We start from the raw sequence: 26026 nt of genomic DNA, 5'->3' as shown, positions 1-26026 counted from the left end.
CGCGAGCGCCCCGACAGCACGCCCAGGCACGGCACCAGACGCCGCAGGCTCGGCCGACAAGATCCGAAAGAGACGGCCTAGATGATGCGGCCGGCCGCGCCGGTCAGTCCTTCGGCGGGGCCAGGCGGGCCACCACCTCGGCCAGGTCCTCGCAGACCTCTTCGATCTTCAGGCGGATGTGGTCCTGCTCCGTGACGAGGGCCGCCAGCAGCAGCCCGGTCAGGGCGGCCGCTCCGTTGAGCGCCTGGAGGTTGACCATGATCTCCAGGAGGGTCCGGCCGGCGAAGGGCCCGCTACGGTCGGTCGCCGCAGTGATCGCCAGGACGGACACGAGCAGGGCACTCGGTGCGGCGCCGGGGAGCCGGAAGCGCACCGCGGCCCAGATGAGCAGCGGGAAGACGAGGAAGAGCAGGGACAGGGAGCTGCGGGTGGCCGCGAGGGTGACGGCGCCGATCGTGACCGCCAGGGCCGCCGCCTCGGCCACCCGGTACGGGTCCCGGGGCAGCCTGGCCCGGCGCAGGACCAGCAGCAGGGGGGTCACCAGGAGGACGCCCATCGTGTCCCCGGCCCACCAGGCCGACCACACCGGCCAGAAGCTCGCCGACGGCAGGTCGCCGGTGAGCACCAGCGTCCAGGTCCCGGTGGTGGAGCTGATCAGCATCGGCAGCAGGCCGCCGAGGAAGACCAGGGCCAGCCCGTCCCGCAGCCGGTCCAGTTCGGGTCGGAAGCCCACCCGGCGCAGCATCGCGTAGGCGCACAGCGGAGCGAGGGTGTTGCCCGCGAGGATGCCGAGATCGACGAGATCGAACGCACTGATCCGCTCGATGGAGAGGTAGGTCCCGAGCGCCAGGCCGGGCCAGATCCGGGGCCCGAACCACAGCAGACAGGCGAGGGCGATCCCGGTCGGCAGCCACAGGGGCGTGACGACCGCTCCCTCGACGCTCACGTGCAGCCGCAGGCCGAGCCGACCGGTCGCGTAGTAGGCGACGGCGACCCCGAGGATCCGCAGGAGGGTTCCCGCCGGACGTCGCCATTCCACGGTGCGCACCCCTGCATCAGACAACGGTCCGTGCCTCCCGGCAGGGCGTGACACGCGTGGACGGGCGGCCGGTTGCCCGCGTGCCCGGCGTCCGGTGCCCGCGCGCCGGGGGAGGGTCAGCCGGGTCCGGCCGCGTCGTGGCTGAGGACGAGCACCGCGGCGTCGTCGGCGTGGCCGGTGAAATCGGTCACCTTCATCACCTCGGCGGCCAGCTCGTCGGGATCGCTCCCCGGTGCCTTCCCGACGATCCGGGCCACGTGCTCCAGCCCCGCCTCGATCGGGAACGACGGCCCTTCGACCACCCCGTCCGTGACCAGGACGATGGACCCCGCCTCCGTCAGCCTCCGCCGGGTCACCGGGTACCGGGCCCCGGGGACCGTGCCCAGCGGCGGACCACCGGAGTCCTCGGCTATGCCGTACCGGCCGTCGACGGTTGCCCAGACGGTCGGGACGTGGCCGGCCCGGGCCGAATGGAGCTCCCGCGTGCGCGGGTCGAAGCGGAGCAGACTGCAGGTCGCGAACAGTTCGCTGTCCATCGAGAGCAGCACGTCGTTGGCCTGGCTCAGCACCTCACCGGGATCGATGACGACGGAGGCGACCGCGCGCAGACACACCCGGACCTGTCCCATGAAGGCGGTGGCGGCCACATCGTGCCCCTGTACGTCGCCGATGGAGAAGGCCAGGGCCCCGCCCGCCACCCGGAAGCCGTCGTACCAGTCACCGCCGATGTCCAGGCCGCGCCGCGCGGGCGCGTACCGGGCCGCGGTCCGCAGCCCCGGTGCCCCGGGCAGGGAAGCGGGCAGCAGCTCGCGCTGCAGGGCCTCGGCCAGCTCCACCCGGGCCCGCTGCAGCTCGGCGCCCTCCCGCGCCTGGGCGGTGAGCCGGCCCAGCATGCTCAGCAGATCCGCGCTGGCGGGCCGGGGCGGCCGGCGCGGGGTCACGGACCGCTCCGGGATACGTCCATGTGCCTCTGCTTCCGCTGAGCGAAAGAGCCGGGCCCATCATATTTCGGCTCGGCGCACCGCGCGCAGGCGGCCGGGGCGGGCCCCGGGCCCTCAGGGCGCCGAGAACAGCCGCCCGTAGGCCGTGACGGGGGTGGTCGGGGTGGCCGCCGCACGCAGGGCCGCCCACAGGAGCGTCTGGTTCGCGGTCAGGACCGGCCGGCCCAAGGTGGCCTCCAGGGCCGCGATCGCCCCGACCGCGCGGAAGCCGTTGCCGCCGATCACGACCGCGTCCGCGGTGTCGGGGACGTGCGAGGCCACCCAGTCGTGCAGCGCCCGCGGCCCGATGAGGGTCTGCCCGCTGGGAAGCCCGCAGGGGGCGGCGTACGGGACCTCGAACCCGGCGTCCTCGTAGTAGCCCCGGCCCAGATCGCTCAGCGTCTCGTCGAACCACGGCGGGTCCACGAGGGCAGGCCGGCCGGCGTCCAGCGCCCGCAGCGCCTCGGCGGTGGCGGCGCAGGTCGCCACCACGGGAAGCCCGTGGGTGCGCTCGCGCAGCCGCTCCAGCATGTACCCCTCCCCGCGCGGGCCGATGACGTAGGCGGAGCTGGTGAAGGCGTAGGCGATCACCGACACCGGGGCGGCCGCCAGCAGCTCGGCGGCATCGTCCACGTGCGGGGGCTCGGCGAAGGCCCGTACGGGGGCGAGCGGGATGGTGGGGTCCATCGCGCCTCCGCGCCCCATCGCGCGGAACGGCACCCGCGCGGCGTGCACGCCCACGTCGGCCGGAGCCATGGCACGCAGCTCCGACTCGGGGCCGACATCGGCGTGCGGGGTGAGGACGCCGAGGCGGACGCGCACGTCCCACCCGTCGGGCTGCCACATCGCGTGTTCCTCTCGAAGAGCGGGAGACCGGGATACCGCGAGACGCGGGAGATCCTCCACTCTGTCACCGGTCGGGCCGTCGGGGTGCCCGGCCGCGCCGCGGCGTGCGGGGCGCCCGGCGTCCTCCCGGGATATCCACAGGGCCGGAGGATCCGGGCGGATGTGTCCGAGGAGGTCGCTAGGCTTCTGGGATGACCACTTCCGATGCAGCCGTCGAGATCCCCGACGCCCAGCAGGTGCTCCACCGCGTCTTCGGGTACGACTCGTTCCGCGGCGAGCAGCAGCAGATCATCGAGCACGTGGCCGGTGGCGGCGACGCGCTGGTGCTGATGCCCACCGGCGGCGGCAAATCGCTCTGCTACCAGATCCCGGCGCTGGTCAGAGCGGGCACCGGAGTGGTGATCTCCCCGCTGATCGCCCTCATGCAGGACCAGGTGGACGCCCTCAACGCGCTCGGAGTGCGGGCAGGGTTCCTCAATTCGACGCAGCTGTCCGACGACCGGCGCGCGGTCGAGCAGGACTTCCTCGACGGCCGGCTCGACCTGCTCTACCTGGCACCCGAGCGGCTGCGCACCGAAGGGACGCAGCGGCTGCTCGACCGGGGCACGGTCTCGCTCTTCGCCATCGACGAAGCACACTGCGTCGCCCAGTGGGGCCACGACTTCCGGCCCGACTACCTCGCGCTGTCCATGCTGCACGAGCGCTGGCCGAAGGTGCCCCGGATCGCGCTGACCGCGACGGCCACCGAGGCCACGCACGCCGAGATCGCGGCGCGCCTCGGTCTGGGGGAGGCCCGCCACTTCGTGGCCGGCTTCGACCGGCCGAACATCCAGTACCGGATCGTGGCGAAGAACAACCCGGTCAAGCAGCTGCTGGAACTGATCCGCACCGAGCACCCCGGGGACGCCGGGGTCGTGTACTGCCTCTCGCGGGCGTCGGTGGAGAAGACGGCGGCCGCCCTGGTCGAGCAGGGCATCGACGCCGTGCCGTACCACGCGGGCATGGACGCCCGGGCACGCGCGGCGAACCAGTCGAAGTTCCTGCGCGAGGACGGGGTCGTGGTGGTGGCCACGATCGCGTTCGGCATGGGCATCGACAAGCCGGACGTGCGCTTCGTGGCCCACCTGGACCTGCCCAAATCGGTCGAGGGCTACTACCAGGAGACCGGCCGTGCCGGCCGCGACGGCGAGCCGGCGACGGCCTGGCTGGCGTACGGGCTCCAGGACGTGGTGCAGCAGCGCAAGATGATCGAGGGCTCCGAGGGGGACGAGGCGCACCGCCGCTCGCTGGCCGCCCACCTGGAGGCGATGCTCGCGCTGTGCGAGACCGTCGACTGCCGCCGGGCGCGGCTGCTGGCGTACTTCGGGCAGACCGGCGCGCCGGACTGCGGGAACTGCGACACCTGCCTGACGCCCGCCGAGTCCTGGGACGGGACGGTCCCGGCGCAGAAACTGCTGTCCACGGTGTGGCGGCTGGCCAAGGAACGGCGCCAGAAGTTCGGCGCCGGCCAGATCATCGACATCCTGCAGGGCAAGAAGACCGCCAAGGTCATCCAGTTCGACCACGACGGGCTCTCGGTGTTCGGCATCGGGGCGGACCTGGGCACCACCGAATGGCGCGGGGTCGTCCGGCAGCTGCTGGCGCTCGGACTGCTGGCGGTCGAGGGCGACTACGGCACGCTGGTGCTGACCGAGGCCAGCGGAGAGGTGCTGGGCGGGCGCCGGAGCGTTCCGATGCGCAAGGAGACGGCGCCGCCGGCCGGTTCCTCCCGCAGGGAGTCCGGCGGATCGCGCTCCGGGAAGGGCTTCCGGGTGCCGGTCGACCTGCCGGCGGCCGCCGTACCGGTGTTCGAGTCCCTCCGTGCGTGGCGCGCCGAGACCGCGAAGGAGCAGGGCGTGCCGGCGTACGTCGTCTTCCACGACGCGACGCTGCGGGAGATCGCGACCCGGCTGCCCGGAACGGTCGCGGAACTGGGCACGATCAGCGGAGTCGGCGAGGCGAAGCTCGCCAAGTACGCCGAGGGCATCCTGCAGACCCTGGGCGGCGCGCAGCCCGGGCCGGGCGCGGGGGAGACGGAGACCGCAGCCGCCCCGGCACCCGCGGCCGCCCCGCCGGCCGCCCGCGCGGCGGCCGCCCCGGCCGCCCGGGCCGCGGCGGTCACCCCCGCCGTCGTGCCCGCCCAGTCCCCGCCGGCCCCGCGGGCGGAGGAGTCGCTCTTCGGCCCGGAGGACGAGGACATCGACCCGCCGTGGGACGACTGGGAGTAGCAGCCCGGCCGCGGGCCGGAATCCGTGCCGTCCGGCTCGACACTGCGCCGGGCGGCGAAGCCTCGGATAGGGTGAATCGGTAGGAACAGGGCCCCCCGGGGTGAGGTCGGTGCATTGGACACGTACCAGGAGACGGGCGAGGTGCCGGACCAGCCGGTGGCTGCTGTCGGGTACGCGGGCGTACTGAGCGAGCTGCTGCCGATCGCCCTGTGGCGGGAGGACGCCGACGGGCTCGTCGTCGAATGGTCGCTGGCCGCCCAGGACCTGCTGGGCCACCGCCCCGAGGACATCCTCGGCCGGCCCGGCGCCGACGTGCTCGTCCCCGACGCCAACCACGAGCTCGCCGACCAGCTGACCCGCCGGGTCCAGGCCGGGGAGACGGTCGTCGGCACCCTGCCCGTGCGCCACCGCGACGGACACCAGGTCCCGATGGAGATGTGGATCCTGCCCGCCCCCGATCCGCAGGGGCGCACCGGCTCCATGCTGATCGCCGTGGAGACCTCCGAGGTCCTGCTGATGCGCGATTCGCTCGCCGCGCTGCAGAGCCTGTTCACCCAGTCCCCGATCGGCCTCGGCACCCTCGGCCCGGACCTGCGCTTCCTGCGCGTCAACGACGCCCTCGCCCGGATGAACGGGGTCTCCGCCGCCGAGCACATCGGCAAACGGCTCACCGAGGTCGTGCCCGGGGTCAATGCCGCCGCGCTCGAACGGCTCATGCGCAAGGTCCTGGAGTGCGGCTCCGCCGTCGTGGACGTCCGCCGCACCGGCCGCACCCCCGCCGACCCCGACCACGACCGCACCTGGTCCTGCTCCTACGCCCCGCTGCTGGACGGGTCCGGGCGGCCGCTCGGCCTGATCGCCTCCCTCATCGACATCACCGACGGGCAGCGCGCCCAGGCGGAGGCGGAGCGGGCGCGCAGCCGGTTCGCGCTGCTCGCCGAGGCCGGCACCCGCATCGGCACCACGCTGGACCTGGAGCAGACCGCCCAGGAGATCGTGGACGTGCTGGTACCGCAGCTCGCGGACTCGGCCGACGTACAGCTCCTGGAAGCCGTACTGGACCCGGACGAGGCCGGCGCGTCCACCCGGGGCCTGCTGCGCCGCCTCGCCGCGCTCTTCCCGGACCCGGGCGCCCCGACCTCCAAGCTGGTCGCGGGCCAGACCTTCCAGATCCCGGCGCACACCGCCTACGAGCAGGTCATCACCGACGGCCAGCCCATGAACCTCTTCACCGCCGACATCCCGGCCCTGATCAAGGATCCGCGCGCGGCCGCACTGCGGGCCTACCTGGCCACCCTGGGCTGCGCCCGGATGGTCCCGCTGGTCGCCCGCGGCCGGGTGCTCGGGGTGGTGGTGGTGACCCGGGTGCGCGGGCGCGATCCCTTCGACCACGAGGACTGCGTGCTCATCGACGAGGTGGTGGCCCGGGCGGCGCTGAACATCGACAACGCCCGGATGTACACCACCCAGCGCGCGGCGGCCCTGACGCTGCAGCGCAGCCTCACCAACAACGCGTTGCCCGAGGTCGCCGGCCTGCAGCTGACCGGCCGCTACCTGCCGGCCAGCGACCACGACGTCGGCGGGGACTGGTACGACGTGATCGAGCTGCCGGACGGCCGGACCGGCCTGGTGATCGGCGACGTGATGGGCCACGGCATCCACGCGGCCGCGGTCATGGGACAACTGCGCACCGCCGTACGGACCCTGGCGCGGCATCAGGTGACCCCGGAGCAGATGCTCCGCTCGCTGGACGCCGTGGTGGCCGATCTCGGCGAGGACGAGATGGCCACGTGCGTCTACGCCGTCCACGACCCGGTGACGGGCGCGTGCGTCATCGCCCGCGCCGGCCACCCGCCGCCGGCCGTGGTCACGGCCGACGGGGCCGTGACCTTCCTGGAGGGCCCGCCGGGAACCCCGCTCGGCACGGGCGGACGGGAGTTCCGCACGGAGGAGGTCCGGCTCGGGCCGGGCAGCCTGCTCGTGCTCTACACGGACGGCCTCATCGAGTCCCGGGACCGGGACCTGGACGAGGGGATGGCGGGGCTCGCGGACGCACTGAGGGGCGGGGGAGAGCCCCTGGAGGACCTGTGCGACACGATCCTGGCGCGTCTCCTGCCGGAGGCCCCGCAGGACGACGTGGCGGTGCTGCTGGCCCGGACGCTCCCCGCGCTTCAGCACAACGACGGCCGATCCGGGCCTTCGTCTAGTCCGGGCCGTTGTCGTCGAGTAGGCCCGACTGGTTGATCAGGAAGCCCGCCTGGAGCCTTGTCTTCGCGTTGAGGGCACGCATGACGTCCGAGATGCGCCGCTGGCACGTACGTATCGAGATGCCCAGCTTCCGGGCTATGGCCTCGTCCGCCATTCCGTTGGCCAGCATCCGAAGGAGGCTGCGGTTGAGGCTGTCCGACAGGAGTTGCAGCTGCTCTCGGGAGCGGCCCGCGTAGAGGGGTTCGGCAACCGCCCAGACCCGTTCGAAGCTGTCCAGAATGAAGGCCACCACGTGAGCTTCGCGGACCACCAGTGCGCCGCTGGGCAAGCCGGCGCCCAGGGAGATGACCGCGATACGGCGGTCATAGACGATGGCTCGGGGGAATGCGACGGAGCTGGTGCGGATCTCCGCACCGGCTGCGATGTTCTGCTCCGCGTATGCGTAGGTTTCCTGGTCGTAGCGGGCCGCATGGTGGTAGATCGTGCGCATGCGGACGCCTCGTGACAGAACGTCGGTATCCAGTGTCCGGGCGGCGGTGAGCTCGGCCGGGCGCCTTCGTCCACCGGGCTGCGAGGTGACCAGTTCCTCGGTGCACTCGGCCGCGAATTTCTGAAGTGCCCTGCGTACAGCGCTGAGATCGGACAGGATTTCAACAGGTTCGAGGCGCTGGGTGTGGCCTTCCATGCTGCGTAGGTACAGCGGGGTGAAGGCCTGCAACTCGGCGCGGATGCGGTCGACTTGGCGCTGTTGATCCATGAGGATCTGTTCCATTGCCCCGGTCAGCTGCGTTGCCGCGGAGTCCGGATTTATCGGCATCAGGTCCGGGCCGCCGTTCGGATCGGCCTGGAGCAGGTTGAGTGCCAGGAGTGCGCCGACCCCCTCAGCAGCCTGCGCCTCGCTGATGCCCAGCTCGGACGCCAGGCGGTCGGGGTTCATCCGAAGGTGCTGCAGGGCGTGTTCGTAGATCCGTATGGCAACACTCCGAGAAGCGCCACCTATATCCCAATCCATCATGTTTCACACCCCTCATGGTTACGTCAGGCAGGAACATGATCCCATCCTGACCTGCATGATCGTCCGGCGGTGCTGCATGATGAATCGAGCGGCATGCAAGGTCTCGCTAAACGGCGACATAAGGCCAGGGCGCCCGCTGTCGAGGGGGAGATATAGATATGCAGAAATCTGCGTTTGCTTTTTCTTTCGGTTTTCTGTTGGTAATTTTTGCGTCGGTTCTGTCCGTCGGTAATGCGGCGGCGGCTGAATTCGACGGTGCGACTCCAGTCGCTTACGTTGCCGCCGGACCGGCGGCGGACCAAGGGTGGGGGTGAGCAGTCCTGGCCCGTAGGGCAGGTGGACGCTCCGCTGGTTATTTGAAAGGCAAATCTCTCAATGTCAGCACAGACACTGGGATATCGGGAAGTGGTGAAACTTCCTGGAATTCTCCACATGCTGGCGTCGGCCAGTCTTGCGCGTCTCGCAGGACGGATCTTCGTTTTCGCCATCATCCTCTTCACGCTCGACCGGTTCCAGTCCGCTGAAATCGCGGGCTGGGCGGCATTCGCCTCGGTGGCACCCGGTCTGCTGATCAGCCCGATCGCCGGCGCGCTGCTCGACCGGGTGGGAGCGGCTCGCTCCATCGCCCTGGACATCTCGCTCAGCGCCGCCACACTCGGCCTCTTGGTGGCGGCCTCCTTGCTCGATGTGCTGAGCGTTCCGCTGCTCCTCGTCCTCATGGTCGTCTTCTCGTCCACGAACCCGCTCAGCGCCGCGGGCATTCGCGTGCTCCTGCCCCGGCTGGCCCCGGAGCACGCGCTCGACCGGATCAATGCCATCGACATGAGCAGCTACTCCTGCATCGATGTGCTGGGACCGCTCATGGGCGGTTTGCTCTACGCGGCCGTCGGCGGCGAGAACACCCTGCTGGTGGTGGCCGTGCTGTACGCGGGATCCGTCGTGTCGATGATCCCGATCGTGCGCCGGACCGCGGGCGAGTCCGAACCAGCCGGCTCGGCACGGACCGGACTGCTCCAGGCCTCTCTCGCGGGTCTGCTGTACGTGGTCAGGCACCGCACTCTGCGCGGACTCGCCATGTCGTACTCGCTCTACCAGGTGAGCTGGGGAGTCCTCGCCGTGGCGGTACCCGTCTTCGTCCGGGAGCGGACGGCGGACGTCGCCCATGCCGACTCGATGAACGGGCTGCTCTGGTCCGTTGCGGGAGTGGCCGGAGCGTGCGGCGCGCTGCTGATAGGCCACCTGCGTACGGACGACCGGGAGCGGCGCTTCATCATCCTCGGGACGCTGGCGACGGCCGTCGCGATCTTCCCGATCAGCGTTTCCGGCGGACTCATCGGCCTGGGGGTCGGCATGGCCCTGGTCGGTCTGCTGGAGGGTGGTGTCAATGTCGGTGTGCTCTCGCTGCGCCACCGCCGTACCGATCCCGAGCAGCTCGGACGGGTTCTCGCGGTCTCGATCAGCCTCAACATGTCGGGACTTCCCGTGGGTTCGGCCCTCGCCGGCATGCTCGTAGGGTCGTCCGTCAACTCCGCGTTCCTCGTCGGCGGCGTGGCTGCGCTGCTCGCCGCGGTGACTGCGCGCTTCCTGATACCCGAGGGATCGAAGAAATGACCGGCTCCGTCATGGCGTTCGAGGAAGAGGGGCTCGGGCGGCGGCTGGTCTGCATGCCCGGTGGCCCCGGCTTCCCTCCCGCCTACATGAACGGCCTGCGCCAGATTTCGGGCAGCCGAACGCTCACCCTGCTGCACCCACGGGGCACCGGGCGCTCACCGGCTCCGGCGGACGCCGAGGCCTACCAGATGGACGACTACGTCGCAGACATCGAGCTGACGCGCCGTAGACTCGGCGTCGAGCGGATGGACTTGCTCGGACACTCCCACGGGGGTGTGGTCGCCGCGCACTACGCGGCTGCCCATCCCGAACGCGTGGACGCGCTGATCCTGCTCAACACCCCGGCCTACGGCGGCCCCCGTGCCGAGAAGGAAGCCGCGGAGTTCTTCGCGTCCCGTGCAGGCGATCCGAGCGTCGCCGAGGCTCTGGCCGCGCTCCACGAGCCGGATGACGACGCGTTCTCCTCCCCCCGGGAGCTGGGGCGCCGGATCGCCGAGATCCTCCCGCTCTGGCTGGCCCGGCCCATGGCGGCCGGCCCCGACTGGTCGGCGCTCACCGACTCGCTGACCGTCGATCCCGCCTCCCTCTTCTTCTTCAACGAGCAGGTCTTCCCCTCCCTGGACCTCACCCGGATCGCCGGGTCGATCGCGTGCCCGACGCTCGTCCTCACGGGAGACCTCGACCCGTACGCAGGGCCCGCGCACGCGGACGCATTCGCGGCGCTCATCCCGCACGTCCGGACGCAGGTGCTCCCCGGGGTGGGTCACATGTCCCAGGTGGACGCACCCCGGCCGGTTGCACGGGCCGTACTGAACTTCCTCGACAACCTTGATGACACACCCGAAAGGACCCAGTCGTGAGCACAGAGGCTGAGTGGCAGGAGCAGGACTCCGGCGACTTCATCACCTACGGCGAGTACTTCGTGCCCGAGCGGCAGACCCAGATGGACGTGGTCGCCTCGGTCATCCCCGCGCCGAAGGAGCCCGCCGAGATCCTCGATCTCTGCTGTGGCCAGGGACGCCTGAGCGGCACGCTGTTGAAGTCCTTCCCCTCGGTCACGGTGACCGGTCTCGACATCAGCCCGGCGATGCTCTCCACGGCCGCGGGGGAGCTGTCCCAGTACGGCGAGCGCTTCCGCACCGAGCAGTTCGACCTGCCCGCGGCCGACTGGCGCAAGCGGGAGACGGCTCCGTACGCGGTGGTGTCCTCGCTGGCCATCCACCACCTGGACGGGCCGGGCAAGCAGGAGCTCTTCAACGACGTGTACGCGATGCTCCGTCCGGGCGGTGCCTTCGTCGTGATCGACCTGATCGAGCCGACGGGTGAGCTCGGTCTGGAACTGGCCCGCCGGATGTGGGACGAGGCCGTCGAGGAGCAGGTGGTTCGGGCCACCGGCGACACCGAGATCCACCGCAAGTTCCGCGAACTGGAATGGAACGGCTATGAGTTCCCCGACCCGCTCGACCAGCCGTCTTCCCTAATCGATCAGCTGGACTGGATGCGTGCGGCGGGATTCGCCCAGGTCGACGCGTACTGGCTGAAGGCCGGTCACGCGATCTTCGGCGGCATCAAGAGCGAGCGCTGAGGAGCAACCGATGAGTCGTGACTATCCCCTTGTGATCTTCGCCAACCTCGTCAACGAGCTGATGGTGACGGTTCCCGTCGTCCGCCACTCCGGCGCGCTGGTGGCCGTGTCACCCCGCAAGGTGTGGCTGAGCCGGCCGGGCGACGTCGTCGTCACGCCGGAGACCCCTCCCGAGCCCCTGTGGGAGTACGCCTGTGGGCTGCTCGGCTTCGAGCGCTCCGAGATCACCTCGGTGGTGGCTCTCACCGATGACCTGGTGCCGCTGGCTCAGGCCGTCCGTCGCAACGGCCTCGTCCAGCAGCTGAAGACGCTCGCCGCGGAGCGCCCGGGCATCCGGCTGCTGCCCTTCGCCCAGGACCGGCCGACGGCCGAACTCGCCGCCGAGCTGGGTCTCCCGGTCGACGGTTACGAGGGCGGTGTGCAGCCCGAGGAGGCGCTGGCCGCCGCCTACCGGATCAACACCAAGCCGGGGTTCAGGGAGCTGGCGGCAGAACTCGGCATCCGTACGGCCGAGGGCCTTTCGTGCGCCACCCCCGAGGAGCTCATCGAATCGGTCAGGAGCATCCTCACCCGCAAGGGCGGAGCGGTGGTCAAGCCCGCGCGTGGCTCCAACGGGTACGGGGTTCTGTTCCTCGGCTCCGAGGACCTCCCCGTGCTCGAGCAGCGGCTCGCCGAGTACATGCCCACCGTCAGTGAGCAGCCGGCCGGCTGGATCGTCGAGGAGAAACTCTCCTTCGCACGTGTGGTGACCGTCGAGATGACCACCGACGAGGCCGGGCCGCGCGTACTGCACGTTGGTGAGATGCGCACGCCCAACGGAAGTTTCAGCGGGCAGATCACACCGTTGCAGGAGGAGTCGCCCGCGGTGGACGAGCTCGTGGCCAACGGGCTGACGCTCGGGAGCCACCTGTACGCGGCCGGATACCGCGGCGCCTTCGACATCGACGGTGGAATCACCGCCGAGGGTGTGCTGTACACGACGGAGAGCAACGTCCGGCGCACCGGTTCCACCTACCTGGACCTCCTGGTCCAGCGTCTGCTGGGAACCGAGCGGGCTACGAAGGCCGTATGGATGGCCGACTCGCGCCCGGGAGGCATCGAGCTGGACTTCAAGACCGGCCTCGAGCTGGTCCGGGAGGCAGGACTTGCCTTCGAACGCGGTGGTGACAGCGGTGTCGTACTCACCGCGGACACCCTCGCGTACGACGGGAAGTGGCGGTACCTGGTCATCGCCCAGACGTACGAGCAGGCGGAGGACATCGAGTCCCGGCTCGCCGCCACGCTCCAGCTCCGGTGACCCCGTGCTGACCAGCGGTATCGACATCCGCGCGAGCTCCACACACAACGTGGGCCTTTTCGCCACCGCGCCCATACCAGCCGGCACCGCCGTCTGGCTGCCGTGTCCCAAGTGCTCCACCTGGTCGGGTGCGGAGCTCGCCGCGATCCCGTCCGAGCGGTACGAACCGCTCGACAAGTACGGCCACATGCTGGTGGACGGTGCGATGCTCCTGCCGTGTCTGGGGGCGTACCTGATGAACCACTCGTGTGAGGCGAACGTCCTGGACCTCGGACTCGACTTCGGTGTCGCCGTTCGGGACATCGCAGTGGGCGAAGAAGTGACCTGCGACTACGCCACCTTCACCGAGGACCCGGGCTGGCGCATGCAGTGCCACTGCCCGAGCACCGTGTGCCGGGGAGAGATCACCACCGAGCAGGGACACGACCCGGGCGTGCGGGACACCTGGCGGACCCGGATCGAGCCCGTCCTGCCCCTGATGGCCTCTGTGCCCCAGCCGCTGCACGACGTGCTCGAAGACGTCAGCACTCCCTACGCGCGCATCCTGCGCGGGGCGAGCGTGCTCGACGAGGTGGCCACCGGTGCGAGCGTCTGTGCGCCGTCCTTCCGCGCCCTCTGACCCGCCGGACGTCCTCCAACCACCCCGGCGCCGACCGCTGTGTCGGCTCCCCCGCACACGGCCGGCGCCGGGGTGCCCGGAACTCCGTACCAAGAGGAACCCATGCTGACGAACCAGAAGCAGCCCTACACCTATGAGTACCGTGAACCCGTTGAACCGGATTGGCGCCGCTTCCCGGGCTGGCGCGACGTCACCGACGAGCAGTGGGCCTCGGCCCAGTGGCAGCGCGCGCACTGCGTGAAGAACGTCCGCCAGCTGCGGAACCTCCTGGGCGGTCTCCTCTCCGACAGCTTCTACGAGGACGTCGAACGTGATCAGCGCGACTTCGCCACGATGTCGCTCCTGCTCACTCCGCAGATGTTGAACACCATGGCGCCGCACGCCGGCACCGGCGCCGATCTCACGGACGCCTTCTACGAGGATCCGGTGCGGCGCTACATGCTGCCCGTCCATTCCGATCGGCGCCTCGACTTCCCGTCCCACCCCTACGCCGAGCGCGACTCGCTCCACGAACGCGACATGTGGGCCACCGAGGGCCTGACGCACCGCTACCCGACCAAGGTGCTGGCGGAGCTCGTCTCCACCTGTCCCCAGTACTGCGGTCACTGCACCCGCATGGACCTGGTGGGAACATCAACGCCGCAGGTGCAGAAGCTGCGTTTCGAAGCCAGGCCGGCCGACCGGCTCGAGGCGATGCTCGCGTACCTGCGCACACACCCCACGGTCCGCGACGTGGTCGTCTCGGGCGGCGACGTGGCCAACGTGCCGTGGCCGCGCCTGGAAGCCTTCGTCGCGTCGCTCCTGGAGATCGAGTCGATCCGGGACGTGCGTCTGGCGAGCAAGGCCCTGATCGGCCTTCCCCAGTACTGGGCTTCGGAAGAAGTCGTCGCGGGGATATCGCGGCTGAGCGCCACGGCCCGCGGCCGGGGCGTCCAACTCGCCCTGCACACGCATGCCAACGCGGCGCAGCAGATCACGCCGGCGGTGAGCCGTGCCACGGCGGCCCTGCTGGACGCCGGGCTGCGCGACGTACGCAATCAGGCGGTCCTGCTCCACGGGGTCAACGACACTCCAAAGGGCCTCCTGGACCTCTGCTTCGGCCTGCTCGACGGTGCCGGAATCATGCCCTACTACTTCTACATGTGCGACATGATCCCCTTCAGTGAGCACTGGCGGACCTCGGTCGCCGCGGCGCAGGAGCTGCAGCACGCGATCATGGGCTACCTGCCCGGTTTCGCCACTCCCAGGATCGTCTGTGACGTGCCCTTCGTGGGCAAGAGGTGGGTTCACCAGCTCGCGGAGTACGACCGGACCCGCGGCATCTCGTACTGGTCGAAGAACTACCTGACCGCGCTCGACGGCGACGACCGATCGGCTCTGGACCGCACGCACGAGTACTACGACCCGATCCACACGCTGCCCCCCGAGGGACAGAAGTGGTGGAGGTCGCATCTTCCCGAGACGCACACCGGGATCCCCATCCTGCCCGTGGCCCGCTGAGCGTGCGCCCGACCGCCCGGCCGGACCGGGACGCCGCTCGACCACCGCTCTCCCCCTGAAGGACTTAGCCATGCAGAACCTGATCGTCACCGCGACCCCGCCCACTCCCAACGGCGACCTGCACCTGGGGCACTTCTCCGGTCCCTACCTGGCGGCGGACGTGTTCGCTCGGCACCAGGCCCGCCGTGGCGCACAGGTCGCGCACCTCACGGGAATCGACGACCACCAGAGCTATACCGAAACCCGTGCCGTCCGCGAGGGCAGGACGGCCGAATACATCGCCGAACACTTCGGCGACCGCATCGAGCAGGCCTGGGCGGACGCCGGAGTGGCCTACGACTTCGTCGCCCGGCCGCGCCGCTCTCCGCACCACGTGGACTTCACGCGCACCGTCTTCTCGGCCCTGTACGAGAACGGCACGATCGTCCGGCGCACCCGGCCTCTGCCGTACTGCGTACCGTGTGACCGCTGGGCGTACGAGGCCTACGTGGTCGGAACCTGCCCGCACTGCGGTACCCGGGCCTGCGGCAACGCCTGCGAGGTCTGCGGGAAGCCGAACGACTGCGCGGACCTCGCCGACCCGGAGTGCACCATCTGCGGCGCATCCTGCGAACTGCGGCCCTGCGAAAGGCTCTACCTGCCGCTGGAGCCGCTCCGGGGCGAGCTCGAGGCCTACTGGGAAACCGTTCTGATGGACGGACATCTCACCGCGCTCTGCCACCAGATGGCTTCGGACGGTTTGCCGGAGATCGCCGTCTCGCACCCGGCGGACTGGGGGATCGAGGTCCCCACCGAAGGCTTCGAGGGTCATCGGATCTACGTCTGGTTCGAGATGGCGGCCGGCTACCTCGCGGCCACATCGGAGTTCCTCGGAGCGCCGCGCCCGGACGTGTGGACCACGGAGAACAGGGTGGTGCAGTTCTTCGGCTTCGACAACGGCTACTTCCACGCGGTGCTCTTCCCCGCGATCATGCGGTCGTTCCGCGCTGACGCGAAGCTGCCCGAGGCGCTGATATCCAACGAGTTCTACCGGCTGGACGGCCTGAAGTTCTCGACGAGCCGACAGCACGCGGTCTGGATGCTCGATGCGCTGCCGGACGTGCCCGCCGACCATCTCAGGCTCCACCTGTCCTGCGACCGACCCGCCACCCACCAGACCAGCTTCACCTGGCGCGGCTTCGCCGACCGGCTGGGCGGCGACCTTCTTCCCCGCTGGTCCGACTGGCTCCGCCAGCTCACGGACGGCTCCGAGGCGGCCGCCGCGATCGACCAGACCGCTCCGGAAGCCCGGTACGCGGCCGCGGACCGGCTGCTGGAACTGGCGGGCGAGACCCTCCGGCGGGTCGACCGGGCCTACTCGGCGGACACCTTCGCGCCGCGCGACGCGGTGTGGTCGCTGGACCTGCTGGTCGACGCGGCGGTCGAGTTCGGACACGGCAACGCACACCTGCGCGACGTACCGGAGCTGCACGGACGCTTCCTGCGCGGGGTCGAAGCGCAGCTGGCGGTCGCGGCGGCGTTCGCCGCCGCCCTCTACCCGGTCGCTCCCGCGATGGCCCAGCAGCTCTGGTCCGCTCTGGGGCTGGCGGGGACGGTGGAGAGCGCCGACTGGGACGCGCTGCCCGGCCACCCGTCGGGGCCGGTCAAGGTCGGCAACCTGGTCGACGCGTGCTCCCTGTTCGTCTTCCGGGGAATCGCCGGTGGGAACTGACTTAGAGCCGCACACCGCCCTGCCCGTCACGTCACGGCCGGCCGCCTGTGCCAGGCGACCACCAGAAGAGACCGCGCCCCGTGTCCGCGGACAGTTCAGGGCTCCGACCACCGACGCGAACGATGAGAGGCACACCGATGAACCAGGTCGATTTGCTAGGTATCGGACTGGGTCCGGCCAACCTGAGCCTGGCGGCGCTCGCAGAGTCGGCCGGCTCGCTGCGGACCGGCTTCGTGGAGTCGAAGCCGGAATTCCGCTGGCACAGCGGCATCATGCTGCCGAGCGCTCAACTCCAGGTCTCCTACCTCAAGGACCTGGTCACCCTGGTCGACCCCACCAACAAGTTCTCCTTCCTGAACTACCTCGCGCAGAACGGCCGCATCTTCCGCTCCCTGATGGCCAACGGCACCGGCTGCTCACGGCAGGAGTTCGAGGACTACTACCGATGGGCCGCGGGCCAGCTGTCGAGCGTGCGCTGGAACTCCGAGGTCCGCGAGGTATCCGTCCACGGGGACAGCTTCGAGGTCGCGACCACCGACGGAACGGTGACGAGGACCCGCAACCTGGTCCTCGGCTCCGGACGCAGGCCGTCGCTCCCGACCTTCGCCCAGCCACTGGTCGGGCGCCGCATCCTGCACGGAAGCGACATCCTGCGGGTCGATCCGGAGACCAAGGACAAGAAGGTCCTGGTGGTCGGCGCGGGCCAGAGCGGCGCCGAGATCGTCAACTACCTTCTGACCGATGGCGGGCTCCCCTCGTCGCTGACCTGGATATCGAGTCGCGTCGGGTTCCTTCCCATCGACGACTCGCCCTTCACGAACGAGTGGTTCGCGCCGCCGTACGTCGACTACTTCCAGGGCCTGGCCCCGGACCGGCGCGCGGAGCTGCTGTCACACCAGCGGCTCGCCAGCGACGGGGTCTCCGAATCACTGCTGCGGAGCATCTACCGCCGGCTCTACGATCTGGACCTGGCCCGCTCGGGGCTGCGCCACCAACTGCTCACCTCGCGGCGCATGGTCGACCTCGCCGCGGACGGCGACCGGTTCACGAGCACGCTGCACGACGAGGACGGCAACCGGCTGGAACGCTGCGACGCCGACGTGGTCATCTTCTGCACGGGATACAGCAGCGCGGCCCCCGCCTACCTGGAACCCCTGCGCGAGCGGCTTCTCAACAGGCAGGGCGAGTTCGAGGTCCGCGCGGACTACTCGCTGTCGTGGGACGGTCCGCCCGGACTCCGCGTGTACGTCCAGAACGCGGCCGAGGCGACGCACGGCATCGCGGACCCCAATCTCAGTCTCGCTTCGTGGCGGAGCGCGAGGATCCTGAACTCCGTCCTGGGCGAAGACCTCTACCGCCTGGACAGGGTCACCTCGACGGTCACCTGGGAGTCGGTGCCCGACCGGGACCGTGACGGCGATCTGATCGCGCCCTGACCTCTTCGTCCGTCCGCAAGAGATTTCCCAGCACCTCTCACCAAACTTCGGGGGACACCCATGTCAGTACCCAGAAAAGTGATATTCGAAGTGCCGGAGGTCATGCCCTCGGGGATGGTCGTCGAGGAGGTGGCTGCGCCGCCCGGACTCGGCCGGCCGGACTGGCCCTTCAAGGGTTCCCGCTTCCTGGTACCGCCGGGCGCCACCAGCGAGCCGGACCACCACGAGGTGGCCGAGCTGTGGATGGTACGCGCGGGCACCGGCCTCGTCCTCTCGGAGGACACGAAGACCGACATCGGTCCGGGGGACTCGGTGTTCTTCCCGCCGTGGACCCACCACCAGGTGGTCAGCACGGGTGCCGGACCGCTGGAGGTCTTCAGCCTGTGGTGGCCGGAGGCCCTGTCGTGAGTGCGGATCTGGTCGTCGTGGGCGGCGGGATCATCGGAGCGTTCATCGCCCACGAGGCGAGCCTTCGGCACCCGGACTGGGACATCGTGGTACTCGAACGCGGTGCCGTCGGAGGCGGTACGACCGCATGGTCCGCCGGCGCGAGCTTCCCGATCGTTCCGACCCTGGCTCACCGGGAGCTGGTCCGGCAGAGCAGGGAGCGCTTCGCTGCCCTCGAGGACACCGCTGCCGGGGCGTTCCAGCGCCCGGTGCCGATGATCTACCTCACCCACCGTGACCGAATCGCCTCCTTCCAGGCGCGGCTGGCCGTGCCGTTGCGCGGGCTCGACCAGGCCGAACGCGAGCGGGTGGACGAGCTGTTTCCGGACCTCCGGGTCGGGGCCGACGAGAGGTTCGTGACGCACGACGGCGAGGGCTCCGTCGTGCAGGCCCGTCCGATGGCCGAGGCCGTGCTGACGGCGGCCATGGCCAGGGGCTCCGTCCGCGTGCAGACCTGTCAGCGGGTCACCGCCGTCTCCCGGCTGACCGACGGCTACCAGGTGACCACCGACCACGCCGGGTGGCGCGCCCGCAAGGCGATCCTGGCCGTCGGTCCCTGGGATCTCCCTCCCGTCGACGCCGCACCCGAATGGGGTCTCCTCGGCGGGGAGGGCGCACGGCGCAAGCGCGTCGCGGCGCTGCACAGCACCCTTCCCGTCCGGCTGGGCGATCCACTCGTCTACTTCCTGGACGACGACCTCTTCGTGCTCCCCCTGGCGGACGACGCCGCGCTCGTCAGCTTCCGCAGCGAGACCTGGGACCTGTCTCCCGGGCAGGTCGACGGTTCGGCGGACGAAGACGACCTGCGCGAGGGTACGGCGGCGCTGGCGGCCCGGAGCGCGGTCGCCGCGGCATCCGTCGTCGGGGGGCGGGCCTTCTGCGACCTGTACACCCCGGAGCGACTTCCCCTGGTCCGTGTGTCACAGGGGGCACCCGGCCTGGCGGCGGTCGTCGGAGGTTCCGGATCCGGCGTCCGACTGTCCCCGGGACTCGCGGCCAAGGCACTGGACGCCATCACCACTAGGGCCCAACGGGCCGTTCCGACTGGCTGAGAAGCCATCCGTGAGGCATCTCCATGACTGTTGAAACGATCAAGAACTGGCACGAGCTGAACCCCCTGGGCTGGTCCGGGCTCGTCACCGACGAGGACCTCTTCACCTCCCCGGAATGGCTGCGGATCGAGGAAGAACCGGTCGGTCCCTGGCACAGCAGGGACCGGGCGTACCTTGCCGCCGTCGGCCCGCGAGGAGCCGAGGCGGGACTGGTCGCCCTGCTCTTCGACGAGTCGGTGACGGAACCGCTGTGCCGGACGGACCTGTACGTGGCCGGCCTGGACCCGGCCCTCGACCAGGACGCACTGACACGGAACCTGCTGCCCTGCGTCATGGCGGGAGGCTGGTTCAACTCGAGGGTCCTGCTCGCTCCGGGCCTGTCCGGCGGCGCCCGGCGGCAGGCCGTGGAGTCGCTCGTCACCGCCGCTGAGGACTTCGCCGCGGACTCCTCGGCGGGCTCGATCGCCTTCAGCTGCGTGGGCGCCCAGCAGCACGAGCTCCGGAGCGTCCTCACCGACGCCGGCTACCTCGAGCTTCCCACCGGGCCCCGGCACGTGATGTCGGTCGGCTGGGACGCGTACGCGGGCTATCTGGGATCCCTGCGCTCCCGCCAGCGGCTCAGGGTCCGCAAGGAGCACCAGCGGATCCTGGACTCCGACGTCTCCACGCGCGTGGAGCGGATGGACGAGTCCAACGTGGCGGACGTCGCGAGGCTCGCTCGGGCCGTCGAGGGCAAGTACGAGATGGACGCCACGAGCGACCAGCTGGAGGAATGGTTCCGGGCGATCGCCGCCGCTCCCATCCCCAACGTGCTGTTCACCGCGGACCGCAAGGGTGCCCGCTGCGCGACCACCCTCTGGCTGCGCCGGGGCCGGCACCTCTACGGCTTCCACAGCGGGGCGGACTACGAACTGTCCGACGGCCTGCCCACGTACTTCGAGACGGCCTACCGGATGCCCATGGACTACGCCTGCGCCTCGGCCGGATCCGTAGGAGTCCTCGAATACGGCGTGGATTCCGACCGCGCCAAGCTCAACCGGGGCTCCACGGCCCTGGACCAGTACGTCTATCTCAAGGCGACCAGCCCCGCGGTGCAGCGGCGCCTCGAAGCCGGTCTCATCCGGTCGTCCACGGCAACAGCCTGATCCGTTCCGCGGATCCTCCGGGTACGTGACCGAAACAGCAAGGAGTGTGTGGGGGAACATGACAGTGATGGCAACACCCGTAACGCCCGGGCAAGGAGTCGCCGAGCACGTGCTGTACCTCGGGTGGCAGGCCGAGGCGGCGGATGCCCTGACGGCCCACGGGGCCGAGGTCACCTGTGTGGTCACGGTCGAGGACGCCGGCGCCGCCCGCGCGCACGGCTTCGCCGGAGGGCTGGTCGTCGTCAAGGATCCGACCTCCGCGGAGGAGGTGCTGGCCGGCCTGTTCCGTGCCGGCGTCGATACGGCCGGCCTGTCCCGCGTGGCAAGCGAGGAGGAGTTCGCGCTGGTCACGGTCGGCGCCATCGCCGCGACCCTCGGGTCACGGAGCATGTCCGTGCCGACCGCGCTGGCACTGCGCGACAAGTTCGTACAGAAGCGCCTGCTCCGGGAGGCCGGCCTGCGCGCGGCGCAGTGCGCCGTTGCCGAGACCCTGGCGCTCTGCTCCGCGACGGGCATCGGCTTTCCCCTGGTGGTCAAACCGATCGCCGGCGGAGGCGCCCGGTCCACCTATGCGCTCACGTCGCAGGAAGAGGTGGACCGGCTGACGAAGGAGATGCCCGCCGCCGAGCAGAACGGCCCTTGGCTGGTCGAGGAGTTCATGGCCGGCGTCGAGCTGCACGTGGACGGCGTGGTCCGAGAGGGCGAGGTGCTCTTCCTGAGCGTCTGCCGCTACCTGCAGAACCTCATCGGCATCCGGGACGGCGGCCTGGTCGGCTCCGTCGTCCTGCCGCCCGCCGAGCACGCACCGCTCTACGACGCGGTCGAACGGCTGGCCACCTCCGCATTGGCGGCCCTCGCACACCACGAAGGTGTCTTCCACCTGGAGTTCTTCCAGCAGGACGAGTCTCTGGTGTTCAGCGAGTGCGCGGGCCGGATCGGAGGCGGACTCATCCGCGAGATGCACGAATTCAGCTCAGGGCTCGACCTCTACGACGAGTGGGCGCGCGCCGTACTCGGGGTGCCCAGCGGTGTCCGGTCGCGGCACCCGTTCTCGAACGCCTCGTACGGCTGGGTCAACCTCCCCGTCCCGGCCGGGCGGATCGAGTACCTGCCCAGTGTGGACGAGCTCATGGAGCAGCCGGGCGTGGTGCTGGCCCAGGTCTCGGGAAAGGCCGGTGAACTGGTACCGGACCTCACTTCGGGCTCGCACATCCGAGTGGCCCGGCTCGCCGCCCACGGGGAGGACGCCGAACGGGCGTCCGCGCGGCTCAGAGAGCTCGCCGCCTGGTTTCCCACCCGGGCCCGGGTGGTTACGGCGGAAGGGGGCATCCGATGAGTTCCGCCGGAGACGTCCTGGTGCTGTCCAAGCGGGAGGCGGGCGGAGTCGGACTGATCGGTCCCCAGCTCAGGGGGCTGGGGCTGCGTCCCGTCCTGGTGTCCGCGCTGCCTGACGACCGATACCGCACGTACTGCGACGAGCATGTCCTCCTCGACTGGGACACCGAATCCCTGGACGACCTGCTCCTGCGGCTCAAGGAGTCCGGGATCGAGCCGGTGGCCGTGGTCAACCTCGTGGAACCGCTCATCCCCTGGCAGATAGCGCTCGCCGAGCAGTTCGGGCTGCCGGGGGCGAGCCCCGGTCTGGCCGTCTTGCGGAGCAAGCTGCTGGTGCGCCGGCAGATGCGCGAGTCCGGGCTTTCGCAGATGCTCTTCACCGGCGGGCCGGCGGCGCGGCTCACGGAGACGGGATGCACGGAGGACGAGCTCACGGAAGGCGGTGCCGCGCTCTTTCCGGCAATCGCCAAACCCTCCCAGGATTCCGGGGGGTCCCGATGGGTCCGACGGGTTGATTCGTCACAGGAACTGGCCGCCTACCGGAGCGAGCTGACGGAGGCCGGATTCGGTGCGATGGAGATCGTGGTGGAGGAATACATGGAGGGGACCGAGTTCTCGGTGGACGGTCCCGTACTCCAGGGCGGCTTCACTCCGCTGTTCGTGGTGGAGAAGCCCTTCCACGACGAACAGCGCCACCACGACTCGGGCATTCGCGTGTCGCCACCGGAGAACGTGCGGGTCGCCGAAGCCGTACGGGCCTTCGGACCGGTCCTGGACACCCTCTGCACCGACCTGGGCCTGGACCGGTGCTGGCTGCACATCGAGGGCAGGGTCCTCCGGGACGGGACGGTCGGCCTGATCGAAATCAATCCGCGTCCGGGCGGAGGCATGTACCAGTCCGCGACCATTCGCACCTGCGGGATCGACCCGGTCGAAACGGCGGTCCTGATGGCCCTGCCGGGCTTCGATCCCGGCGTGCTGGGAGCGGCCCGCAGGAGCGCGGAGACCGTAGGGCTGCTGGACGTGGAGGCGCCCCGCACGGGCCGTGTCAGGGTGGAGACGCCGGAGGAGGAACTCAAGGCGCTCCCCGGGGTCCTCGACTGCTACCTCGACGAGGACGATTTCACCTCGGCCCACGAAGAGAACTTCTTCGCCGGCTTCCTGCTCGGCGGAGGGGACCTTCCGGAGCTCCAGGAAGCCGAACGGCGGGTACGGGCGGCTCTGCGGTACACCGTCGAGTAGGGCCCGCCGCCGACGCCCCCACCCTCTCCGGAGCCGACGCCGACTCCAACGCAGCGTTCAGAAGGGACCGCCCCATGACGACCAGCATCCTTCGTACTCCCCAGGCGCCGCCCGGAGTGCGGGAACCGACCAGGTACGGCCCCTCGGAGCCCTTGCGTCTCGACGACCTGCACGGCTCCCTGTCCGACCCGGTACTGGGCTCGATGACCCTGCTCAACGAGATCACCGGCCGCTACCCCCAAGCGGTCTCGTTCGCGGCGGGACGTCCGTACGAGAAGTTCTACGACCCCGCCCAACTGCACGAGTACCTCGACCTGTTCACCCGCCACCTGGAGGAGGACCTCGGCCGGACACCGGAACAGGTCCGCACGGCCCTCTTCCAGTACGGGCACACCAAGGGCTTGCTGACCGACCTGCTGATCAAGAACCTCGCCGTGGACGAGGGCATCACGGTCGACCCCGAGTCGATCGTGGTTACCACCGGCTGCCAGGAGGCGATGATCCTCCTGCTGCGCGTCCTGCGCACGGACGACCGCGACGTCATCCTCGCCCCTGCCCCCACCTATGTGGGGTTCCTCGGGGCGGCCCGGCTGATGGACATGCCGGTACGTCCAGTGCGGGAGGGTGCGGGAGGGATCGATGTCGACGACCTCGTCACCCAGATCCGGCGAGCCCGCGCGGAGGGGCTACGGCCGCGCGCCTGCTACGTGGTGCCGGACTTCGCCAACCCCAGTGGGCTGAGCATGAGCCTGGCCGACCGGGAGCGGCTGCTGGAGGTCGCCGCCGCGGAAGCCGTCCTCCTCATCGAGGACAATCCGTACTCCCTCTTCAACGCCGACGGGCAGCGGCTGCCCACGCTCAAGTCCCTGGACAGGCGCCGGAGCGTGGTCTACGTGGGCTCGTTCGCCAAGACCGCCTTTCCGGGAGCCCGCGTCGGCTACGTCGTCGCCGACCAGCGCGTCGACGGGGTGACAGGCGGGGAGGGCCCCCTCCTCGCCGATCAGCTGGCCAAGCTGAAGAGCATGCTGACGCTGAACACCTCGACCATCTCGCAAGCCGTCATCGGCGGCAAACTCCTGGCGAACGCGGGAAGCATGGCCGCCGCCACCCAGCGCGAAGCCGACGTGTACGCACGCAATCTGCGGACCGTGCTCGACGGCCTGCACCGGCACTTTCCCGCGCCCGGGGCGCAGGTCACCTGGAACATCCCGGGCGGCGGAATGTTCGCGGTGCTCACCCTGCCCTTCGAGGCCGACGACACGGTGCTCGAATACTCGGCGTCCCGCTTCGGGGTTTTGTGGACGCCGATGCGGCACTTCTACACCGGGGGCGGCGGCGCGCACCAGATCCGGCTGTCCTTCAGTGTCCTGGACCCCGAAGGGATCGATCTGGGGCTGGCCCGACTCGCCGCACTCGTTCACGATCACACCACCAAGAGATGAGTGCCACGATGACCAACAACCGCCTGTTCACCTCGGAGTCCGTGACCGAGGGTCACCCCGACAAGATCGCTGACCAGATCAGCGACACCATTCTCGACGCGCTCCTCACCGAGGACCCGACCTCGCGCGTCGCCGTGGAGACCCTCATCACCACCGGTCTCGTCCACATCGCGGGAGAGGTGACGACGAAGGCGTACGCGCCGATCGCGCAGCTCGTCCGCGACAAGATCCTCGAGATCGGCTACGACTCCTCGAAGAAGGGCTTCGACGGCGCCTCCTGCGGCGTGTCGGTGTCCATCGGTGCGCAGTCCCCGGACATCGCGCAGGGTGTCGACACCGCCTACGAGAAGCGCGTCGAGGGCGACGAGGACGAGCTCGACAAGCAGGGTGCCGGCGACCAGGGCCTGATGTTCGGGTACGCCTGCGGCGAGACCCCCGAGCTGATGCCGCTCCCGATCCACATCGCGCACCGCCTCTCGAAGCGGCTGTCCGAGGTCCGCAAGAACGGGACCATCCCGTACCTGCGTCCCGACGGCAAGACCCAGGTCACCATCGAGTACGACGGCGACAAGGCCGTCCGTCTCGACACGGTCGTCGTGTCCTCGCAGCACGCCGCGGACATCGACCTGGACTCGCTGCTCGCTCCGGACATCCGCGAGTTCGTCGTGGAGTACGTCCTGAACCAGCTGGTCGAGGACGGCATCAAGCTGGAGACCGAGGGCTACCGTCTGCTGGTCAACCCGACCGGCCGCTTCGAGATCGGCGGCCCGATGGGCGACGCCGGCCTCACCGGCCGCAAGATCATCATCGACACCTACGGCGGCATGGCCCGTCACGGCGGCGGCGCCTTCTCGGGCAAGGACCCGTCCAAGGTCGACCGCTCCGCCGCGTACGCCATGCGCTGGGTCGCCAAGAACGTGGTCGCCGCCGGTCTGGCCGCGCGCTGCGAGGTCCAGGTCGCGTACGCGATCGGCAAGGCCGAGCCCGTCGGTCTGTTCGTGGAGACCTTCGGCACGCACAAGGTCGCCGTCGACAAGATCGAGAACGCCATCGGCCAGGTCTTCGACCTGCGTCCGGCCGCGATCATCCGCGACCTCGACCTGCTCCGCCCGATCTACGCCCAGACCGCCGCCTACGGCCACTTCGGCCGCGAGCTGCCGGACTTCACCTGGGAGCGCACCGACCGCGTCGACGCCCTGCGCACCGCCGCCGGTCTGTAGGACCCGCCCGGGACCGGGACGGGGCGATG

Annotated in this window: 21 protein-coding genes; 17 read left to right on the top strand and 4 right to left on the bottom strand. The window is 70.1% G+C overall.

Features of this window, described 5'->3' with window-relative positions:
- Positions 1–103: 103 nt before the first annotated feature.
- From ACZ60J_RS12380 to ACZ60J_RS12370, 3 genes are all read right to left on the bottom strand, one after another.
- The gene (locus tag ACZ60J_RS12380) at positions 104–1048 is read right to left on the bottom strand and encodes an MASE1 domain-containing protein (RefSeq protein ID WP_469681143.1); all 945 of its coding nucleotides are present in this window, start codon (positions 1046–1048) and stop codon (positions 104–106) included.
- Between the two features lie 107 nt (positions 1049–1155).
- Positions 1156–1980 (bottom strand): PP2C family protein-serine/threonine phosphatase, encoded by an 825-nt coding sequence (locus ACZ60J_RS12375; RefSeq protein WP_469681141.1) that lies wholly within the window; start codon positions 1978–1980, stop codon positions 1156–1158.
- 114 nt (positions 1981–2094) lie between these two features.
- Positions 2095–2865: a maleate cis-trans isomerase family protein gene (locus ACZ60J_RS12370; protein WP_469681139.1), complete on the bottom strand. Its 771-nt coding sequence runs from the start codon at positions 2863–2865 to the stop codon at positions 2095–2097.
- A 191-nt stretch (positions 2866–3056) separates the two neighbouring features.
- Between ACZ60J_RS12370 and recQ the strand changes: the two genes are divergently transcribed.
- Both recQ and ACZ60J_RS12360 read left to right on the top strand, forming a co-directional pair.
- Positions 3057–5132 (top strand): DNA helicase RecQ, encoded by a 2076-nt coding sequence (gene recQ, locus ACZ60J_RS12365; protein WP_469681137.1) that lies wholly within the window; start codon positions 3057–3059, stop codon positions 5130–5132.
- A 114-nt stretch (positions 5133–5246) separates the two neighbouring features.
- Entirely contained in the window at positions 5247–7376 is a 2130-nt protein-coding gene (locus ACZ60J_RS12360) for a SpoIIE family protein phosphatase (RefSeq protein ID WP_469681135.1), read from the top strand.
- Here ACZ60J_RS12360 and ACZ60J_RS12355 read toward each other — a convergent pair.
- Positions 7336–8277, bottom strand: coding sequence for a helix-turn-helix transcriptional regulator (locus tag ACZ60J_RS12355; protein ID WP_469681133.1), 942 nt, complete (start codon positions 8275–8277; stop codon positions 7336–7338). The two genes, ACZ60J_RS12360 and ACZ60J_RS12355, sit on opposite strands and share 41 nt — an antisense overlap.
- A 510-nt stretch (positions 8278–8787) precedes the next feature.
- Between ACZ60J_RS12355 and ACZ60J_RS12350 the strand changes: the two genes are divergently transcribed.
- The 15 genes from ACZ60J_RS12350 (at position 8788) to metK (ending at position 25997) form a co-directional block, all read left to right on the top strand.
- Complete coding sequence (locus tag ACZ60J_RS12350; protein ID WP_469681131.1) at positions 8788–9966, top strand: MFS transporter; 1179 nt, start codon at positions 8788–8790, stop codon at positions 9964–9966.
- Positions 9963–10826: an alpha/beta fold hydrolase gene (locus ACZ60J_RS12345; protein ID WP_469681129.1), complete on the top strand. Its 864-nt coding sequence runs from the start codon at positions 9963–9965 to the stop codon at positions 10824–10826. The genes ACZ60J_RS12350 and ACZ60J_RS12345 overlap by 4 nt, the downstream gene beginning before the upstream one ends.
- Positions 10823–11551, top strand: coding sequence for a class I SAM-dependent methyltransferase (locus ACZ60J_RS12340; protein WP_469681127.1), 729 nt, complete (start codon positions 10823–10825; stop codon positions 11549–11551). The genes ACZ60J_RS12345 and ACZ60J_RS12340 overlap by 4 nt, the downstream gene beginning before the upstream one ends.
- A 10-nt stretch (positions 11552–11561) precedes the next feature.
- Positions 11562–12848: a preATP grasp domain-containing protein gene (locus ACZ60J_RS12335; RefSeq protein ID WP_469681125.1), complete on the top strand. Its 1287-nt coding sequence runs from the start codon at positions 11562–11564 to the stop codon at positions 12846–12848.
- Between the two features lie 4 nt (positions 12849–12852).
- Positions 12853–13467, top strand: coding sequence for an SET domain-containing protein (locus ACZ60J_RS12330; protein ID WP_469681123.1), 615 nt, complete (start codon positions 12853–12855; stop codon positions 13465–13467).
- Between the two features lie 102 nt (positions 13468–13569).
- Entirely contained in the window at positions 13570–14967 is a 1398-nt protein-coding gene (locus ACZ60J_RS12325; protein WP_469681121.1) for a KamA family radical SAM protein, read from the top strand.
- Positions 14968–15037: 70 nt separating this feature from the next.
- Positions 15038–16678: a class I tRNA ligase family protein gene (locus ACZ60J_RS12320; RefSeq protein ID WP_469681119.1), complete on the top strand. Its 1641-nt coding sequence runs from the start codon at positions 15038–15040 to the stop codon at positions 16676–16678.
- Between the two features lie 137 nt (positions 16679–16815).
- Positions 16816–18114: a lysine N(6)-hydroxylase/L-ornithine N(5)-oxygenase family protein gene (locus tag ACZ60J_RS12315; RefSeq protein WP_469681117.1), complete on the top strand. Its 1299-nt coding sequence runs from the start codon at positions 16816–16818 to the stop codon at positions 18112–18114.
- 78 nt (positions 18115–18192) lie between these two features.
- Positions 18193–18522 (top strand): cupin domain-containing protein, encoded by a 330-nt coding sequence (locus tag ACZ60J_RS12310; RefSeq protein WP_469681115.1) that lies wholly within the window; start codon positions 18193–18195, stop codon positions 18520–18522.
- Complete coding sequence (locus ACZ60J_RS12305; protein ID WP_469681114.1) at positions 18519–19613, top strand: NAD(P)/FAD-dependent oxidoreductase; 1095 nt, start codon at positions 18519–18521, stop codon at positions 19611–19613. The genes ACZ60J_RS12310 and ACZ60J_RS12305 overlap by 4 nt, the downstream gene beginning before the upstream one ends.
- A 23-nt stretch (positions 19614–19636) precedes the next feature.
- Complete coding sequence (locus ACZ60J_RS12300) at positions 19637–20758, top strand: peptidogalycan biosysnthesis protein (protein ID WP_469681112.1); 1122 nt, start codon at positions 19637–19639, stop codon at positions 20756–20758.
- Between the two features lie 67 nt (positions 20759–20825).
- A complete protein-coding gene (locus ACZ60J_RS12295; RefSeq protein WP_469681110.1) occupies positions 20826–22094 on the top strand; it encodes an ATP-grasp domain-containing protein in 1269 nt (422 codons plus the stop codon).
- Positions 22091–23335 (top strand): ATP-grasp domain-containing protein, encoded by a 1245-nt coding sequence (locus ACZ60J_RS12290; protein ID WP_469681108.1) that lies wholly within the window; start codon positions 22091–22093, stop codon positions 23333–23335. The genes ACZ60J_RS12295 and ACZ60J_RS12290 overlap by 4 nt, the downstream gene beginning before the upstream one ends.
- Positions 23336–23409: 74 nt before the next feature.
- On the top strand, positions 23410–24777 hold the full coding sequence (locus ACZ60J_RS12285) for an aminotransferase-like domain-containing protein (RefSeq protein WP_469681106.1): 1368 nt from the start codon (positions 23410–23412) through the stop codon (positions 24775–24777).
- An 8-nt stretch (positions 24778–24785) separates the two neighbouring features.
- On the top strand, positions 24786–25997 hold the full coding sequence (gene metK, locus ACZ60J_RS12280) for a methionine adenosyltransferase (RefSeq protein WP_469681531.1): 1212 nt from the start codon (positions 24786–24788) through the stop codon (positions 25995–25997).
- Positions 25998–26026 lie beyond the last annotated feature (29 nt).

Source organism: Streptomyces sp. NPDC104226 (assembly GCF_055584085.1).
Note: the sequence above shows the minus strand (reverse complement) of the source record. Positions and strands in the feature narration are given on the sequence as shown.

Coding starts and splice junctions, on each gene's coding strand:
- ACZ60J_RS12345 (WP_469681129.1), top strand. CDS start 9,963: ATGACCGGCTCCGTCATGGCGTTCGAGGAAGAGGGGCTCGGGCGGCGG.
- ACZ60J_RS12370 (WP_469681139.1), bottom strand. CDS start 2,865: ATGTGGCAGCCCGACGGGTGGGACGTGCGCGTCCGCCTCGGCGTCCTC.
- ACZ60J_RS12290 (WP_469681108.1), top strand. CDS start 22,091: ATGAGTTCCGCCGGAGACGTCCTGGTGCTGTCCAAGCGGGAGGCGGGC.
- ACZ60J_RS12300 (WP_469681112.1), top strand. CDS start 19,637: ATGACTGTTGAAACGATCAAGAACTGGCACGAGCTGAACCCCCTGGGC.
- ACZ60J_RS12320 (WP_469681119.1), top strand. CDS start 15,038: ATGCAGAACCTGATCGTCACCGCGACCCCGCCCACTCCCAACGGCGAC.
- ACZ60J_RS12295 (WP_469681110.1), top strand. CDS start 20,826: ATGGCAACACCCGTAACGCCCGGGCAAGGAGTCGCCGAGCACGTGCTG.
- ACZ60J_RS12335 (WP_469681125.1), top strand. CDS start 11,562: ATGAGTCGTGACTATCCCCTTGTGATCTTCGCCAACCTCGTCAACGAG.
- ACZ60J_RS12285 (WP_469681106.1), top strand. CDS start 23,410: ATGACGACCAGCATCCTTCGTACTCCCCAGGCGCCGCCCGGAGTGCGG.
- metK (WP_469681531.1), top strand. CDS start 24,786: ATGACCAACAACCGCCTGTTCACCTCGGAGTCCGTGACCGAGGGTCAC.
- recQ (WP_469681137.1), top strand. CDS start 3,057: ATGACCACTTCCGATGCAGCCGTCGAGATCCCCGACGCCCAGCAGGTG.
- ACZ60J_RS12350 (WP_469681131.1), top strand. CDS start 8,788: ATGCTGGCGTCGGCCAGTCTTGCGCGTCTCGCAGGACGGATCTTCGTT.
- ACZ60J_RS12325 (WP_469681121.1), top strand. CDS start 13,570: ATGCTGACGAACCAGAAGCAGCCCTACACCTATGAGTACCGTGAACCC.
- ACZ60J_RS12355 (WP_469681133.1), bottom strand. CDS start 8,277: ATGAACCCCGACCGCCTGGCGTCCGAGCTGGGCATCAGCGAGGCGCAG.
- ACZ60J_RS12315 (WP_469681117.1), top strand. CDS start 16,816: ATGAACCAGGTCGATTTGCTAGGTATCGGACTGGGTCCGGCCAACCTG.